The organism is Paenibacillus taihuensis (genome assembly GCF_003386535.1).
In the GTDB taxonomy this organism is placed as follows: Bacteria; Bacillota; Bacilli; order Paenibacillales; family Paenibacillaceae; genus Paenibacillus_Z; species Paenibacillus_Z taihuensis.
Genome location: NZ_QTTN01000010.1, coordinates 153,573 through 169,346 on the forward strand (window position 1 = coordinate 153,573; position 15,774 = coordinate 169,346).

Consider the following 15,774-nt stretch of genomic DNA (forward strand, 5'->3'; position numbering starts at 1 on the left):
ACAAGAGGTGATCAATCGTGAGCACATATACGGATACTTTAATTATACAAGTGAGTTTAACCGAGCATGGCGATGCGCTGATCTATGGCGCAAGCCCAACCGGCGGGTATGCGGCGGGGTTGACGGTGAAGCAGCGGCTGTTCGCTTGGCATGAGCCTTCTTTCTACGGCACGGAGCTCGAAACCCAGAAGGTGCAGGAGCTGGAGCTCGTCGTCCTCCCTTCCGAGCAAGTCATTCCGTTCTTCGCCGAGCGGCATCTGCTCACGCATATCGAGTGGGTCTGGGAAGGCGATGCCGCGAAGCTCGCGGAGCTGGCGCCGCTCGTCGCCGCGAGCCTTGAAGCGCGCTCCATCGTCCCGAGCTTTGCCGCTTACCGCAAGGGGAAGCTGGCGTGGCTATGGGACGAAGCCGCTCTTGAAACCGCAGCAGTGACGAAGCTGCGGAAGGTGTTGGACGCACGCGGCAGCGGAGAGGCTGGCGATAGCGACGAGGACGGCGGAAGCTTCGCAGACGGCTTCCGCGCGGCGTTCTCCGCCGCCGCGTTCGCCCGCCGCTTCGGTAGCGAGGAAGCGGCCGCGGATTTGCGCCGCGATTATCCGCTGCTGTTCGCGCGGGAACGCGGCGGCATCGCAGCGGCCGGCATGGACGCGCGCGCGTGGCTCGTCGCCATCGGCTGGAAGGCCGACACGGCGCCGTTCCGGCCGCTGCTGCAGCTGCTGGAGCCGATAATCAGCTCCGAAGGAGACGAACATGGCGACGGCAGCGAAGCATGGCGGCTGCAGCTCGTGCTGCAGGATCGGCACGAGCCGTCGATGCTGGCGCCGGCGCGGTTAACGCGCGCCGGCGAAGCGCTTGGATCGTGGCCGGCGGCCTGGTCGGCGCACGTGCATGAGCGATCCGCCGCGTGGCTGTCGCAGCTTCAGGCGAACCTGCCTGAAGCGCGTCTTGCCGGCGGCGGCAGCGATCTCTTGAACGGCCCGCTCAGCGATGCGGAGGCGTGGCAGTTCTTGACCGAGGACAGCCAGCGGCTGCTATCGGCTGGCTGGCAGGTGCTGCTTCCAGGCTGGTGGGAAGCAGCGAGCAAGCGCAAACCGCGCCTGCGGGCGAAGGTCGGCTCGGACGCGGGAGATCCCAAGGGCAAAGCCGCCGCTGGCGGCAAATCGCTGTTCGGCCTCGATTCGCTCATTGATTTCGACTGGCGCATCGCCATTGGCGACAGCGACCTCACCGAGTCGGAGTTCGCGGAGCTCGTCGCCCGCGGCGAACGGCTCGTCCGGTTCCGCGGCGAGTGGGTATCGCTGGATCCGGCGCTCATCGCCCAAATCCGCAGCGCGATGGCGCGGGTCGGCAAGAATAGAGGCCTCACGTTCCAAGAAGTGCTGCAGCTGCATTTGATCAAGGAGAATGCGGCCCAGTGGGCTCAGCGGGCAAAGGATGAGAAAGCCGCAGCCGCTTCAGACAATACTGGTGAGGACGAACGAGACGAAGAGCAAGTCCAGCTCGAAGTACAACTGGAGGTCGAGCTGAACGAGCATCTGAAGCATCTTATGGGCCAGCTGACACAGCAGTCGGAATGGCCTGAAGTTCCGATCCCTGCCGGCCTGCAAGCGGAGCTCCGGAGTTATCAGAAGGACGGCTTTGCTTGGCTTGCTTTTCTGCGCCGTTTCGGGCTTGGTGCTTGCCTTGCCGATGACATGGGTCTCGGCAAGACCGTTCAGTTCATCACGTACCTGCTCCATGTGAAGGAGCAAGCCGAGCGCGGCGGTGCGCGAGGCCCTGCCCTGCTCATCTGCCCGACTTCCGTTCTCGGCAACTGGCAGAAGGAAGTTCGCAAGTTCGCGCCGTCGCTGCGCATTATGCTGCATTACGGCAGCAAGCGGCTCACTGGCGATCCGTTCTGCGAAGCCGCGCTGGAGGCGGACATCGTGCTCACCTCCTTCGCGACGGCCGCGCTGGATCAAGAGACGATAAGTACCTTCCATTGGTCGGCGATCTGTCTCGATGAGGCGCAGAACATCAAGAATGCCGGCACGAAGCAGTCCGTCGCCGTGCGCAGCTTCCACGCGAAGCATCGCATTGCGCTGACAGGCACGCCGATCGAGAACAGGCTGTCGGAGCTGTGGTCGATCTATGATTTTATCAATCCCGGGTATCTGGGCAATGCGCGCAGCTTCAATGAACAGTTCGTGCAAGCCATCGAGCGGGAGCGCGACGAGGAGAAGACGCAGGAGCTGCAGAAGCTCGTGAAGCCGTTCATGCTCCGGCGTAAGAAGAAAGACCCTAACATTCAGCTCGACCTGCCGGATAAGAATGAGATGAAGACGTATATTCATCTGACGGCTGAGCAAGGGGCGCTCTACGATCAGACCGTTAATGAGCTGATGACACAGGTGCCGAAGCTTGAAGGCATTCAGCGCAAAGGAGCGATTCTGTCCGCTCTGACGCAGCTGAAGCAGCTTTGCGATCATCCGATTCTGCTGACGAAGGAGCCTATTCCCGAGATTAGCGAGAGCGGCGAATTCGAAGAGAGCGAATCGCTCATTATCCGCTCCGCCAAGCTGGAGAGACTGCTTGCGATGGTTCGGGAGCTGCGGGAGGAAGGCGAGCGGTGCTTGATTTTCACGCAATATATCGGCATGGGGCAAATGCTCCAGCGGGTGCTCGCGCATGAGCTGCAGGAGCCGGTGCTCTACTTGCACGGAGGCACGTCGAAGACGGGCCGCGACCGGATGATCGAGCAGTTCCAATCGCAGACGCTGCCGGCGGAGGAACAGCCGAATGTGTTCATTCTGTCCATCAAGGCAGGCGGTGTCGGGCTGAATCTGACGGCGGCGAACCATGTGTTCCACTTCGACCGGTGGTGGAATCCCGCTGTCGAGAACCAAGCAACCGACCGCGCGTATCGGATGGGGCAAACCCGCGATGTGCAAGTGCATAAGTTCATCTCGCTCGGCACGCTCGAGGAGCGTATCGATGAGATGCTGGTCAGCAAGCAGCAGCTGAGCGACAACGTCATTACAAGCTCGGAAGGCTGGATTACGGAGCTGTCGACCGATGCGTTGAAGGATTTGTTCACGCTGCGGCGTGACTTAATGGAATAGAGTAAGGCGGTCCTCAGCAGGACCGCCTTTTTTATAATTCGCGAGTGATTGTCCCGTCACCCAGCTATGTGGGATAAATCCAACAAAAAAGTGCTGTTTATGCGAGAAATGCAACCTATGTTGGATAAATCCATTCATTCCTGCTCGAAATCACCCATTTCAGCCCTTCCGGCCGAAAATGAGTGGAAAAATCCAATATAGGTAAAGAAACCAGCCGAATCTGGTCAAAATCGTTGGATTTATCCATTATAGCTGATGCCCCGATGCCCCGCTCCGTTAACTCCCCGCCGCTACTTCACCTCAACCGCAAAATAATACTCCGCCTGCCCCTGATCCAGAAACCATTCGCAGTGGATGCTGTATTGGTAAATGCCTTTGACCTTCGGGACGTAGTACGAGTCGCCCGTGAACCCAGCGCTCATATTCTTCAGCGTCAGCTCCTTGATCCGCTCCGGCGCTTTAATCTCGATCTGTGCTCCGCCCTTCACTACAACTGGCTCCATCTGCGCGATCGAGGCATCTACGCTCTGGCAGCTTGAGGTGTCGTCGCCTGCCGGGCACCACGTGTAGCCGCTGAGCTTCACCTTCATCTGCACCCCATCTACGGAAACGTTCGGTACTGGCGGGGTATCTTCATTGACCCACTGCGACTCGACCGTCCGAGCCTGATTCTCTGTCAGCCTCTCATCGCTGCGATTGCCAACAAGATAACCGCCATAGAATGCACAGCCGAGCATGATTAGAATAATAAACGCCATTAGCCCTCTCTCACGCATCGCCATTCCCCCTTATCAACCAAGACGGGGACTGCGGTGGGAAGGTTGCACAGGGCCGAACACGGCAAAAAGGCCGCTATGCGACCTTTCCGCACCCTTATGTATAGCTGCGGCACGCCTACACCTTCTGCACCTTGAACACAAACTTCCACTTCGCCGTGTTGCCCGAGTAGCGACCGCGGTTTTCGACGATAGTAACGTTAAGCGCTTTCGTGGCGCCTTTACCAATGGAAGCTACTTTCACCGAAGCGGCAGCTTCGCCGTCATCCGGGTATTTATCTTGCTCTTGCGCCTCAGCCTTCAGACTCACCGTCCCGGATGCACTCACGTTCAGAACGATGGATCCGCCTTCGTCGAGCTCCTGGCCATTGACGTAACCGCCATACCACCACTCATTGCCGACGTGGTTGTTCGAGACCATCTGCGCACTGACTAACGTTACTTTAACTTTGACCGTCTTCCCCGCAGCAGATAGCGACGGTGCCGACACGACAAGCACCAGCACGAAGCAAAACAAACTTTGCAGCAATTTCCGATACACTTATCTCATCCTCCCCAGGATTAACAATAACTTCCTAAATATACCATGAGCGGGATGATTAGTGCATTGGTAAAGCTTCTTCCGCGAGCCGATACGAAAACTACAGTCTCACTTCAAACTCCGCGCCTTCCACCCATTCACTGCGCTCAAAATCTCTCCCTCTCACGAGCACCCGATCCGCATACACATCGACATAAAAGCCCTGGCTGCCATCCTTATGCTCATCCTCATCGGTCCATAAGTACGCCGCCGATGCCGCATTGAACATCGCCGGAAGTGTGCCGCCCCCATCGAAATAGGTATGCGGCGCGCCAAGCTCCCAGTGGGTATGACCCGTAAAAAGGATCGCTTGCCGATGCTTCTTCAGCACGGCCTTCAACTCTTCGTCCTGCGTAACGCCGTACCAGTTCTGCGCTTCCAATGAACCGGCCACCGTATCTTTGAGCGGCTGATGCAAAAAGATGAACACCGGCTTATCCGTTGCTGCTTCCTCCCCAAGCTTCGCGTCCAGCCATGTCAGCTGCTCATCCGACAGCGTACAGAATAAGCCGATTCCCTCTTCGGTCCCGAGAAATATAAAATGATATCCGCCGATCCAATGGTCATGATACATGCCCGTCATCCCCGTCTGCGAGAGGAAGAGCGGTATGCAGCGCTGCCAATCATCACAGATATCGTGGTTGCCGCTCGTCGCATATAACGGCGGAAGCCCCGCCTTATTGCGATCCCATATCTGCTTGAACGTCTCGTACTCCTCAAGCTCGCCGTTATCCGTCACATCACCGGCATGCATAATGCCGCAGCTTTCAGGCGCATGAGCCGCTATATCCTTCAAAGCGCGGTCCAAATTGCGATTATGCTCGTGCTCCATGTCGGTCACAATATGCGTATCCGTAATGACTTGGAACGAGAGCAACGACTTCTCAGCTCTATTCTCCACTCTATTACCCACTCTATTCTCCATTCTACTTAGTCCCCTCCGCCGCTTGAAACCTTCAGCCCGATAACGCCGACCAGAATGACGCCGATCCACAGAATCGAAGAAACCGGCAGCCGCTCATGAAAGATAAAATAGCCCGCCAGCGTAATCATCACGATGCCGACACCTGACCATACCGCGTACACGACGCTGACCTGCAAATAGCCGAGCGCGAAGTTGATCAGCGTGAAGCTCGCCGCATAGCAGACGAACATGAGCACCGATGGAACTAATTTCGTGAAGCTTGCCGACAGCTTCATGGAGATCGTTCCGGACAGCTCAAGCGCAATAGCGATCGCTAACAGTATCCAGCCCATCGTCGCCTCACTCCTCTGTATCGTCATGCGCGAACCCTAGCTCTTCATAAGAGAGAATGATGACATCCGCGTCCGGCAGCTTGGATGCCGCAGCTGCCCCGCTCTCTGGAGCGATGCCGATCGCAACCGCCGCCCCGGCGAAACGCGCCATGCGCATATCGCCATTCGTATCGCCGATGATTGCCGCGTCTGTTGGCTGAATGTCCAGCTCACTGCAAGCGAGCAGAGCCATATCCGGGAAAGGCTTGCCCTGGCTGACGAGGTCAGTCCCGATAATCGCGTCGAAATAAGAGGTCAGTCCGAGCCACTCCAGCTGCTTCACTGCAGCGGCTGTCTCATCGGCAGTCACAACGGCAAGCTTAAGCCCTTGCTCGCGGCAGCGCGCCAGATAAGAGACGACGCCAGGGAGCGCCTTCGCTGCCCGTGCCGCGTCCAGCTGTCGATCCGCATGCTGTCTGCAATGCAGCACAGCGATCTTCGCCTCCGCCCATGACATGCCGGAGAGATAGCCCTGCCATGCCAGGACGGCGGTCAGGTCTTCAATCGTACCCATCGCCAGCGGCCCGTTGCGGTCATAATCGACAATCTCGCCGCCCTGATGGCGCGTGCCCCACAGCGACGCGATATCCGCGCTTATCGGCGGCAGCCCCCGCTCCGTTAGCTGGTTCGCAAACTCGGCAAGCATATGCTCCGTCCACTTGCCCCATGTATAGATGAAATCGATGAGCGTGCCGTCCTTATCGAACAGAATCGCCTTAATCGGATAGCTCACGCCTGCTGCTGTTAAATTCGCCACACATACCCTCCTCTTTTTCCCTAACTATAAGCGAAGGAGCGCTGAACGTTCAATATATTTTTAATGAAACGGGATTATTGCACTAAATTATGCTAATATCAATATATATTCAATAATTATTGAACGATATGAAGGATTGCGAGGAAAGAACGCGATGAAAAAATCAATATCGGGCAAAATGAAGGAGCCCTCCTCCGCGCGCGAGGAAATCCGCGTGAAGGTCATCGATGCCATCGCTCAGACGATGGACTTATATGGCGTTAATTATTCATTCGGTCAATTATATGGCATCCTCTTCTTCGAGGACCGGCCGATGACGCTGGAAGAAATGCAAACGAGCATGAACATGAGCAAGAGCAACATGAGCTATGCCGTTCGCTCGCTGACCGATTCCAAGATGGTCTCCAAACTCGATGAGAAAGCGGGCCGCCAAGACTTGTATGCGGCGGAGACCGACTTCTTCAAAGCATTCCAGCTGTTCTTCGCCTCCAAGCTGCAGCGGGAGATTGATGTAATGACAGCCGCGATAAAGCCGGTCATTGAGCCGCTGTCCGAGACGATCCTCGCGCTGGAAACGAGCGAAGAGGAACGGAAGCTGTGCTTGCAGGACTTGCATAAGCTTCGTCATGCGGTCCGTTATTACGAGTGGCTGCAGCAGTTCGTGGATAAGCTGGAGGACGGGCAGTTTTTTGAAGGACAACAAATAGGGGACTAACTGTACGAAACGTACGTTAGTCCCCGCTTTTTGCCGCCGTATATTAGTAGCCCATTTTCCGCTCAAAAGCCTGCGCATCCATCTCGCCTTTGATGAAGAGTCGCTTCAGAAGATACGGATTCTGCGAAGATGTCGTCATGCCGTCATCGAACGTGAATGCATACGTATAGCCGCTTTCAGCCACAATATTGACTGTCTCTGCACTGCGCAGTCCGTACGGATACGCGATTACATTGGCAGGCACCGGCAGATGCTTCTCCAGATCCTGCTTGGAGCCGGCAATTTCTTCACGCTGTTCCTTCGTCCCATGAAGCGGCAGATAAGGATGTGTCCGCGTATGCGACATGATATCCCACCCCGCACGGTACAGCTCCCCCGCTTCGCTCCAGTTCATGTAACTGCTCCCGCCAACCCAGCTTGTAACGAGGAACTCCGTTGCCGTAAATCCATATTCGCTAAGGATCGGATATGCATTCGTGTAGTTGTCGCGATAGCCGTCATCGAACGTGATGAGCACCATCCGGCCGTCATTTTGCAGCTTGCCCTTCATGAGTTCGTCGAATTGCTCCAAGCTGATGCTTCGATAGCCATGATCATGAAGCGACTTCATCTGTGCCTTGAACTCACTCGTGCCGACGATGTACTCGCCCTTCTTCGCATCCGAGATCGAATGGTAGCACAGCACCGGAATTTGCACCTCGCTCGTGGGGCTTGACGCAGCAACGGCAACCGCCTTCTTGAAGGCGAGCAGCTGATCGACGGTTATCGTAAGCGAAGCCACCATAAACAGCCCGATTGCGATTATGAAGTAAAGTTTGGTTCTACGTATCATGCCCTATTCCCCTCAATCACCATACGAAATCATATTAAACATAACAAAACCATACTATTTATAAAACAAACCATTCAAAATGATAGTCGTCTATGTTACGATAACATAGTTTACTAGAATCGAATGGAGTGAACTTTTTTAATGAAAAGCCCCGCTCTTGTTATCCTTGTTCCTGCCGTCGTTTGTTTCCTCATGGCGCTATCTGCGTGCCAGCTCTCTGCCTCTTCCAAGAAAGTCCAGCTTACCATCTCCGCTGCCGCCAGCTTGAAAGATAGTCTTACTGCGATTAAAAGCAGCTATGAAATAAGCCATCCGAACATTGACTTGAGGTTCAACTTCGGCGCATCCGGTACGCTGCAGAAGCAGCTTGAGCAAGGCGCGCCTGCCGATCTGTTCATCTCCGCAGGCAGCAAACAGATGGATGCTCTCGTGGATGAGAAATTAATAAGCAAGCATGCAACTCTGCTGTATAATGATCTCGTCATGGTTGTCCCAACTGCTTCGGGAAGCACATTGACGTCTATCGATCAGTTATCCAGTTCAGCGGTTAAAGCGATCGCAATCGGCGAGCCGGAGTCTGTCCCAGCCGGCCAATACGCGAAAGATACGCTTAGCGCGTTGAACCTATGGGATGCGGTTAGCTCCAAGTTGGTCTATGCCAAAGATGTGCGACAGGTGCTCACCTATGTGGAAACCGGCAATACCGAAGCTGGCTTTGTGTACAAGACGGACGCCCTCACTTCGATGAACGCGAAAATCACCATCACGGTAAGCCCGGATTTGCATAAGCCAATCGTCTATCCGGCAGGCATCGTAGCAGAAACGAAGCACTCGAAGGAAGCTGCTGATTTCTACTCGTACCTGCAGTCCAGCGCTGCAGATGCTGTTTTCACCAAATACGGCTTTAAACTGTAATTGCAACTTTAGCTGCAAGAAGTCTATCTCCTAGGATGATGATTCATGGACTGGCCTACATTTCTTGAACCGATCAAGCTATCGATTCAAATTTCGCTCATTGCGAGTATAATCATGCTGCTCCTCGCCTCCATCATTGCATGGCGGATGGCGAAAGCCCGGTTCATCGGCAGGAGCGTTCTCGATGCGCTGTTCATGCTCCCGCTTGTGCTGCCGCCAACGGTTATCGGCTTCTTGCTGCTCGTTGCGCTTGGGCGCAGAAGCTGGCTCGGGAAGCTGTATGAAGCGCTGTTCGGCGGACCGATTATTTTCACATGGGAGTCCGCTGTTGTCGCAGCAGTCGTCGTCGCTTTCCCGCTTGCTTATCGTACAATGAAAGCCGGCTTCGAGGGAATAGACCCATCGCTGGAAAATGCGGCAAGAGTTTACGGCGCTTCGGAGTGGCAGGTGTTCCGGCACATTACGTTCCCGCTCGCCTTCCGCTCGGTCACGACGGGCTACATTCTCGGCTTTGCCCGGGGGCTCGGCGAATTCGGCGCTACGCTGATGATTGCGGGCAACATCCCCGGCCGGACGCAGACGATTCCGACGGCGATCTATGTCGCGATGGATGGCGGAAGCATGAAGCTCGCATGGGCTTGGGCCGGTTCCATGATGGCGCTGTCGTTCATCATGATGCTTATCGTGAATCGTATGGCCAAAGATTGAATGGATATGATTCGATATGCAAAATGCCCTTCGTGCGGCGCGTTCATGAGCGCTGATTGCGAAGGGCATTTCTGTTATAGGTGAGTTACGTGTCCAGCAATATGCTGCCTGTGTCGGACAGGTCGTAGCCTTGAATCGTCCGCAGCTCGTTCTTGAAGGCGTCCGACTGGATAATGTGCAGCACCGTCTCGATCCACTTCATATTGTCCGGTCGCTTCAGCATGACGAGATCGTAACGCTCCGCGATGAGCGGAATGAAGTCGATGCCGCCGACGATGTTCGCCGCCTTCTGGAAGCCGATGCCGACATCGGCTTCGCCCGCGGCGATCCGGCCAGCGACGGCGAGATGGCTGTGCTCGACATCGACGTAGCCGAGCAGGCTGCCGGCCGTAATGCCGTGCAGGCGCAGCTGCTCATCGAGCAATACACGTGCGCCCGAGCCTTGCTCGCGGTTCACCAGCTTCAGCCCCGGCTGGCGCAGATCGTCCCAGCCATGCAGCTGCTTCGGGTTGCCCTGCCGCACATAGAAGCCGGCGGACCGCGTCAGCAGATGGACGACGGCGATCGGCAGGCCGACCAGCAGCCGCTTGATGTACGGCAGGTTGTACGTATTCGAATCGCCGTCGAGCAGATGCGTGCTGACGATATCGGATTCGCCCTTGTACATGGAGATCAGGCTGTCCATGCTGCCGACGAACGAACGGAGCGGGCGCACGCCCGGCTGCTGCTTCTCGATATGCTTGCTCAGGATGTCGAGGCTGATATCGTGGCCGGTGATGACGAGCGGGCGCTCTGTTGATACAGCCCCGGCTCCGGCTCCGTGCAGATGCTGGAGCATCGGAGTGGCCGCTGCCCGCTCCTGCTGCAGTTGCTGCTGTTGCATTGGCGACGTTGCTTGAATGCCTCGCGCGCGCAGCTTATAGGCTTCAATATCCGATGCGTCGACGCGGATTTGTTTGCCGACACGGTACGAGGGCAGCTCGCCCTTTTTGATGAGATCGTATACAGTAAGCTTGGATATTTTCAATAACTTCGCTATTTCTTCGGTCGTATAAGACGTATCGCTAGTCATGGACACCTCTCGCGTCAGTTCTAAGTAAGTTGCTTGTTCCCTCCATTATAGCAGAGCGAATTTGATTAAAGCACGGCTTGCCCTTTTGTTTTCCAAAATGATACGCTCCGTTCCTCCTTGTCTCCTCGCACGCAATGATAGTATGATGGTACAGCACTTACAGGCACTATAGGCACTATAGGCACTTACGGGCATTTGGCTCTTGAGCATCATCAACCAGAAGGATAGGGCACCTATGAAAATCAAAGATTGGGATTTAAATTTGAAAATCCGCCTCGGCGGCGAAGCGGCGTTCAACGTCATCTTCTGGACGTTCTTTCCGTTTTTATCGATCTACTTCTCCGAGCAATTCGGCAAAGGCTGGACCGGCACGCTGCTCGTGCTGTCGCAGCTATTGAGCGTATGCGCGAACCTGCTTGGCGGCTACTGCGCCGATAAGTTCGGCCGCAAGCGGATGATGGTTCTCGCCGCATTCGGACAAGCATTAGGCTACGGCCTCTTCTCGCTCGCGGCATCGCCGCTCTTGTCGATGCCGGCGCTCGGCTTCATCGGCTTCTCGGCGGCAAGCTTCTGCGGCGCGATCTATTGGCCGTCCAGCCAGGCAATGGTCTCCGACGTCGTTGATGAGAAGCATCAAGCGAGCGTCTTCGCGATCTTCTACACCGCGGCCAACGTCGCGGTTGTTATCGGGCCGCTGATCGGCTCGCTCACGTATACGGAGAATCCGTATCCCGTACTGGCAGCGGCGGCGGTTATCTGCGCAACCCTCGCGCTCGTCATGAACGCGAGATTACAGGAGACGCGCCCTGCGAAAGTGGCTGAGCGCATGCGGGCGAAGGATGGCCAGCCGTGGTACCGCGCGATTGGCGCGCAGCTGGGCGATTACCGCGTCATCGCGACGGACCGCGTCTTCCTGCTCTTCACCATCGCAGGCATCCTGCTGTCGCAAACGTTCATGCAGCTCGACCTGCTGTTCCCGGTCTTCCTGAAAGAAACGGTGCAGCTGTCGACGTTCTTCTCCTTCGGCGACTGGGATCTGCAAGTAACCGGCCAGCAGCTATTCGGCATCATCGTCTCGGAGAACGGCCTGTTCGTCGCCCTGTTTACGGTTGTGATCACGAAATGGATGACAAGCTTCCGCGACCGCTACGTCTTCATTGGCGGCGCAGTGTTGTACGCAGTCGGCATCTACATGTTCGGCCTCATGTCCTCGATCTGGGGCTTCACGCTGGCGATTGCCGTCTTCACCGTTGCCGAGCTGATGTCCGCCGGTCCGCAGCAAGCATTCGTCTCGCGGATGGCGCCAGAGCATATGCGCGGGCAATATTTTGCCGCTGCGAGCCTTCGCTACACGGTCGGCCGCACCATTGCGCCGCTGACCATCCCGCTCACCACCTGGATCGGCTTCCCCTGGACGTTCGGCCTGCTGGCTTTGCTCGCGATCGCATCCGCATTCATTTACAACGTCATGTTCAATCGCTTCGACCGGCAAGCTGCGCCGATTAATGAGGCCGCTTAGGCAACCAGCAATAATCGAGGCTGCAACACAAAAACCCCACAACCAAGGTTGTGGGGTTTTTGCATCCTCCTATATGACCGAGATTTCGCTCATTCACTCGGCAAGCTCAAAGTGAAAAGAACTCCTCCATCACGCACCACAACCGCTCCGCTTCTACCATCTCGGTCCACGGCTCGAAATGCGGCTCCATCGCCTCGCCCCAATCCGGGGGCGAATTGGTAGTCGTAAGCTGCCCGACGCGGGGCTGCTCAACGATCGACGGAAGCTCGTTATACGAGAAAATATATTGGTCGAAGCTGCCGATCATGTAATACTTGCTGAACAGCCGCGGCTTCTCCTCTTGCAGCTGGTAGTGCAGGAAGACGTAGCTGCTGTACATCTCCGGTTTCAGCCGCGCCAAGCTGCCGATGCGTTGCTCCGCTCTGTACCCCGAGTGCCGCCAAGGCACCTCATCTACATTCGGCCAATCGTCGTGGAAGATATCATTCATGCGCAGCTCATACGTCCCCGCTTCGCCATCAAGAGAAGGCCAAGCCTGCAGCAGCGGAGTCAGCATCTCTGCGTCCGTCCAGATACTGTCGATCTGCTTCGCTGATTCCAAATACGTGAACAGATAGTTGCCTTCACGGAACACGCTGCACACAATCGCGCCCCGCTCCCTCAGATTGCTCTGCAGCTGCTCCTGCTGCGCCGCCAATTGCTCCACGAACGCCTCTTCCATACCTGGCTTTATTGCAGATACCCACATGAACCGCTCGATAGCTTCCCTCATTTTTTCAGCGCCTCCCAAGGCTCTTGATAGGATGGTTCATTGACATAACGCTTCGTGCCGAGTTCAAGCGTCGTGTGGCAGCCCGGCTCCAGCTCCACCAGCAGCCATTTGTCATTCACGACCGCCGACTCCTGGCTCGCTTTCGAATTATATAGGCCATCCGGCAGCTTCTCCAGCGTAGTAGCAGCACCGAGTTGACTGCCATCATCCGCAGTAGCGCCGAACACCGTGTATGCGACATCGGTGAATTGATGCTCGCCGAACGCTCCGGCTTGAACAACCAAGCTGCGCCGCTGCGTCGGGTGCAGATTGACGAGCTTCACGACTGTCCGGTCCGCTTCCACCTTCTCCACAAGTGCCGCCACATCAGCCGGCAAGCCCGGACGCCGCGCGTCAGCATCGAAATAACGAAGCCGCGCCATCAATAGACCGCCGTTGTAAAGCGGAGACGGAGCTCCAAGCGTCAGCTGCAGCAGTCCCTCGAGTGTAACGGTGTTGCGGATTTGGAAGTAGTCATCTTTATATCTGGCAGGGTCCTCTGCGTCCGTCCGCATGAAATTAATCCGGTGGTACACTTGCGCCATATTGTAGTTCAGAATTTGCTCCGGATAGTCCTCGAACTCCCCGGCTAAGTAAGAAGTCCAGGCGTAATCATGACCTGCCTGATCCTTGTTGCGGTAGTATTCGATATGATTCCAGTCCGGCTTCGCGTAGTTGCGCAGCGACTTCAGCAGCTCATGGTCCGTCTCCTCCATCGACATGTACCACAGATGCGTCGGGTAGACCGGCTCGATCGGCATGAACTCGAACGCCCCGTCTTTCCATAGCACCGTCTTGCCGTCGTCCTCAAGAAGCACGCTCTTCGTGTGATAGCCATACCAGCCGGGCTCGCCGAACTTATAAGGCACATACCGCGTACCGTCTTGGACGATCGCCTTCTCGTTCATGATCGTCAGCTGCGAACGGAGAAACTCCGCGTACGCCGGATCGCGTTCCAGGAGCAGCGCATTTTGTGCAGCGACGCCGACGCCTTGACCGACGCTCAGCCAGCCATGCGGCCACGTCCAGCCGTACCAGCCGCCGTACCATTTTCCACCGTTATGCTCGCCAATCTCGCCGTTTAAGCCTACGTTGTCCGGAATGAGACCGCCATTGCGCTGCGTGCGCTCGATCCAAGCGTCGACATAGCTTTTGACCCACTTCTTGTACTTGGTGTCACCCGTATGCAGATAGGCGTTCGTCACCATGCTGGTCGCCAGCAGATTGAGCGGAATGTCGCCTTGGGAGCAGCGTTCCACAATCGCCTGGCCCATCGCCATAGCGCCCGCTTCATGCTTCAGATCCTCGAACGAGCCGACACCAGGCACATCCTGAAAATGCAGCCCGTAGTTCCGCATCCAATCTGCATAATGCCAGCCGCTGAAATGCACCTTGAAATTGCGGTCCGTCGCCCCCATACTGCCGGAATGCGGATACGGAATCATATGATGCTCTTCATCATAATTGATGACTTCCGGGTCTTCGTTCAGGAACAGCCCGGCATACTTCATCGCCCGCTCCCGAATGGTCGCATCGCTCGGGTCCATCAGCCCCATATGATAGAACATCGTGTAGCCTTCGCCTTGATGGAACCAGTCGTAGCCCTGCTCGTACTCTTTCTCGACCATTTTGTGGCCGGTACCGGAGTCATAGCGCGCGAATTGTACGGTAATGGCGTCGAATTCCTTCTTGGACAGCTCCTTGAACTTCTCATGACCGCCAAGCACATAATATAACGGCCAGTTGAAAAAGCTCTCGTACATATCGTCCAGCGCATCGATGCCCGTATGATTGTCCGTCGTGGGCCAAAGCATCGTGCCGTCCGGACGTATATACCGCTCGATCAGCGGCTCCACAGCTTCGTTCATTAGCGTGATTAATTGCCGTTCCAACAGCGCCCACTTCGGCGGTTCGTAGAACGCCAGATTCGCTCGCAGCTTAAGCATACCCGTTCTCCTTCTTCCACTGCTCGAACTCGATCCGAGCTTCGGCATTCGGCGGATAGTGCGTATGCAGCGACGCCCCTTCGTCCAGCTTCATCTTGATCCATCGTTCCTCCAGCTCGTCATGCGCTCTTGCGCTCTTCACGATCTCCTCCACGCATTGCGGCGGAATCGCTACCGCGCCGTCGCGGTCCACGAGAATGATATCGCCCGGAATGACGGACACGCCTCCGCAGCGAATCGGCTCATTGAAGCCGACGGACATGAGCGAACGCGGAATCGCGCCGCCGTGCACGCCTTTGGCGAGCACAGGGAAATTCACCTGTTTCACTCGCTGCAGGTCGCGGATACAGCCATCGACGACGATTGCTTGACCGCCTAGATAACGCAGACGACGGGTGAAAATATCTCCAATAACGCCGGTTTCCATATGGCTGCCGGTATCGATCACGAGCACATCGTTCTGCTTGATCGACTCCAACGCCGTCCGGTGCGGCGACTCTGTCAGCTCCGTATACTGCTGCTTCACGAGGTCCTCGCGCAGCGGGATGAACCGCAGCGTAACCGCGCGGCCGACCGCGCTTTGCTGGTCCTCCGGGAAGCTAAGCGGCATCACACCTTGCATATATTGGTTGCGGTAGCCCATTTCGACGAGGGAATGGGATGCGGTGCTGACGCTGACAAGCTTCAATTCTTCGAGCAGTTCGTCGCTGACAGTATGCGTATTGTGTACGATAAAGGCCATAGTA

Annotated in this window: 15 protein-coding genes; 5 read left to right on the plus strand and 10 right to left on the minus strand. The window is 56.3% G+C overall.

What is annotated here, in order from left to right:
• Nucleotides 1-17: 17 nt before the first annotated feature.
• Nucleotides 18-3,101 carry a DEAD/DEAH box helicase gene (locus A8990_RS11035; RefSeq protein WP_116189076.1) on the plus strand — a complete coding sequence of 1,028 codons (3,084 nt, stop codon included), beginning with the start codon at nt 18-20 and terminating at the stop codon, nt 3,099-3,101.
• Nucleotides 3,102-3,391: 290 nt separating this feature from the next.
• Here the strand turns inward: A8990_RS11035 and A8990_RS11040 are convergent, their stop codons facing one another.
• From A8990_RS11040 to A8990_RS11060, 5 genes are all read right to left on the minus strand, one after another.
• Nucleotides 3,392-3,877, minus strand: coding sequence for a hypothetical protein (locus A8990_RS11040; protein ID WP_116189077.1), 486 nt, complete (start codon nt 3,875-3,877; stop codon nt 3,392-3,394).
• Nucleotides 3,878-3,995: 118 nt separating this feature from the next.
• Entirely contained in the window at nt 3,996-4,418 is a 423-nt protein-coding gene (locus A8990_RS11045) for a hypothetical protein (protein ID WP_116189078.1), read from the minus strand.
• A 100-nt stretch (nt 4,419-4,518) separates the two neighbouring features.
• Nucleotides 4,519-5,382 (minus strand): metallophosphoesterase family protein, encoded by an 864-nt coding sequence (locus A8990_RS11050; RefSeq protein ID WP_116189079.1) that lies wholly within the window; start codon nt 5,380-5,382, stop codon nt 4,519-4,521.
• Nucleotides 5,383-5,387: 5 nt separating this feature from the next.
• Nucleotides 5,388-5,714 carry a DMT family transporter gene (locus A8990_RS11055; RefSeq protein WP_116189080.1) on the minus strand — a complete coding sequence of 109 codons (327 nt, stop codon included), beginning with the start codon at nt 5,712-5,714 and terminating at the stop codon, nt 5,388-5,390.
• Between the two features lie 7 nt (nt 5,715-5,721).
• Nucleotides 5,722-6,510 carry an HAD family hydrolase gene (locus A8990_RS11060; RefSeq protein ID WP_116189081.1) on the minus strand — a complete coding sequence of 263 codons (789 nt, stop codon included), beginning with the start codon at nt 6,508-6,510 and terminating at the stop codon, nt 5,722-5,724.
• A gap of 154 nt (nt 6,511-6,664) precedes the next feature.
• On the opposite strand from A8990_RS11060, the gene A8990_RS11065 reads away from it, so the two are divergent.
• Nucleotides 6,665-7,225: a GbsR/MarR family transcriptional regulator gene (locus A8990_RS11065; protein ID WP_116189082.1), complete on the plus strand. Its 561-nt coding sequence runs from the start codon at nt 6,665-6,667 to the stop codon at nt 7,223-7,225.
• 43 nt (nt 7,226-7,268) lie between these two features.
• Here the strand turns inward: A8990_RS11065 and A8990_RS11070 are convergent, their stop codons facing one another.
• Nucleotides 7,269-8,057: a polysaccharide deacetylase family protein gene (locus tag A8990_RS11070; RefSeq protein WP_116189083.1), complete on the minus strand. Its 789-nt coding sequence runs from the start codon at nt 8,055-8,057 to the stop codon at nt 7,269-7,271.
• Nucleotides 8,058-8,198: 141 nt separating this feature from the next.
• Between A8990_RS11070 and modA the strand changes: the two genes are divergently transcribed.
• Together modA and modB are read left to right on the plus strand one after the other, a co-directional pair.
• The gene (modA, locus tag A8990_RS11075) at nt 8,199-8,972 is read left to right on the plus strand and encodes a molybdate ABC transporter substrate-binding protein (protein ID WP_245995954.1); all 774 of its coding nucleotides are present in this window, start codon (nt 8,199-8,201) and stop codon (nt 8,970-8,972) included.
• 45 nt (nt 8,973-9,017) lie between these two features.
• Complete coding sequence (modB, locus tag A8990_RS11080; RefSeq protein ID WP_116189084.1) at nt 9,018-9,680, plus strand: molybdate ABC transporter permease subunit; 663 nt, start codon at nt 9,018-9,020, stop codon at nt 9,678-9,680.
• Between the two features lie 85 nt (nt 9,681-9,765).
• Here modB and A8990_RS11085 read toward each other — a convergent pair whose 3' ends face one another.
• Entirely contained in the window at nt 9,766-10,752 is a 987-nt protein-coding gene (locus A8990_RS11085; protein WP_116189085.1) for a helix-turn-helix transcriptional regulator, read from the minus strand.
• Nucleotides 10,753-10,987: 235 nt separating this feature from the next.
• On the opposite strand from A8990_RS11085, the gene A8990_RS11090 reads away from it, so the two are divergent.
• Nucleotides 10,988-12,271, plus strand: coding sequence for an MDR family MFS transporter (locus A8990_RS11090; RefSeq protein WP_116189086.1), 1,284 nt, complete (start codon nt 10,988-10,990; stop codon nt 12,269-12,271).
• A gap of 106 nt (nt 12,272-12,377) precedes the next feature.
• Here A8990_RS11090 and A8990_RS11095 read toward each other — a convergent pair whose 3' ends face one another.
• The 3 genes from A8990_RS11095 to A8990_RS11105 are packed head-to-tail and all read right to left on the minus strand — an operon-like array spanning nt 12,378 to nt 15,770.
• Nucleotides 12,378-13,043, minus strand: a complete 666-nt coding sequence (locus A8990_RS11095; protein WP_116189087.1) for a hypothetical protein — start codon at nt 13,041-13,043, stop codon at nt 12,378-12,380.
• The gene (locus A8990_RS11100; protein ID WP_116189088.1) at nt 13,040-15,028 is read right to left on the minus strand and encodes a DUF8034 domain-containing protein; all 1,989 of its coding nucleotides are present in this window, start codon (nt 15,026-15,028) and stop codon (nt 13,040-13,042) included. The genes A8990_RS11095 and A8990_RS11100 overlap by 4 nt, the downstream gene beginning before the upstream one ends.
• Nucleotides 15,021-15,770, minus strand: coding sequence for an RraA family protein (locus A8990_RS11105; RefSeq protein ID WP_116189089.1), 750 nt, complete (start codon nt 15,768-15,770; stop codon nt 15,021-15,023). The genes A8990_RS11100 and A8990_RS11105 overlap by 8 nt, the downstream gene beginning before the upstream one ends.
• Between the last annotated feature and the right edge of the window lie 4 nt (nt 15,771-15,774).

Bases quoted from the DNA above. Each gene is read 5' to 3' on its own strand.
- A8990_RS11040 (WP_116189077.1), bottom strand. From the start codon at position 3,877: ATGCGTGAGAGAGGGCTAATGGCGTTTATTATTCTAATCATGCTCGGC.
- A8990_RS11050 (WP_116189079.1), bottom strand. From the start codon at position 5,382: ATGGAGAATAGAGTGGGTAATAGAGTGGAGAATAGAGCTGAGAAGTCG.
- A8990_RS11055 (WP_116189080.1), bottom strand. From the start codon at position 5,714: ATGGGCTGGATACTGTTAGCGATCGCTATTGCGCTTGAGCTGTCCGGA.
- A8990_RS11065 (WP_116189082.1), top strand. From the start codon at position 6,665: ATGAAAAAATCAATATCGGGCAAAATGAAGGAGCCCTCCTCCGCGCGC.
- A8990_RS11070 (WP_116189083.1), bottom strand. From the start codon at position 8,057: ATGATACGTAGAACCAAACTTTACTTCATAATCGCAATCGGGCTGTTT.
- modA (WP_245995954.1), top strand. From the start codon at position 8,199: ATGAAAAGCCCCGCTCTTGTTATCCTTGTTCCTGCCGTCGTTTGTTTC.
- modB (WP_116189084.1), top strand. From the start codon at position 9,018: ATGGACTGGCCTACATTTCTTGAACCGATCAAGCTATCGATTCAAATT.
- A8990_RS11085 (WP_116189085.1), bottom strand. From the start codon at position 10,752: ATGACTAGCGATACGTCTTATACGACCGAAGAAATAGCGAAGTTATTG.
- A8990_RS11090 (WP_116189086.1), top strand. From the start codon at position 10,988: ATGAAAATCAAAGATTGGGATTTAAATTTGAAAATCCGCCTCGGCGGC.
- A8990_RS11095 (WP_116189087.1), bottom strand. From the start codon at position 13,043: ATGAGGGAAGCTATCGAGCGGTTCATGTGGGTATCTGCAATAAAGCCA.
- A8990_RS11100 (WP_116189088.1), bottom strand. From the start codon at position 15,028: ATGCTTAAGCTGCGAGCGAATCTGGCGTTCTACGAACCGCCGAAGTGG.
- A8990_RS11105 (WP_116189089.1), bottom strand. From the start codon at position 15,770: ATGGCCTTTATCGTACACAATACGCATACTGTCAGCGACGAACTGCTC.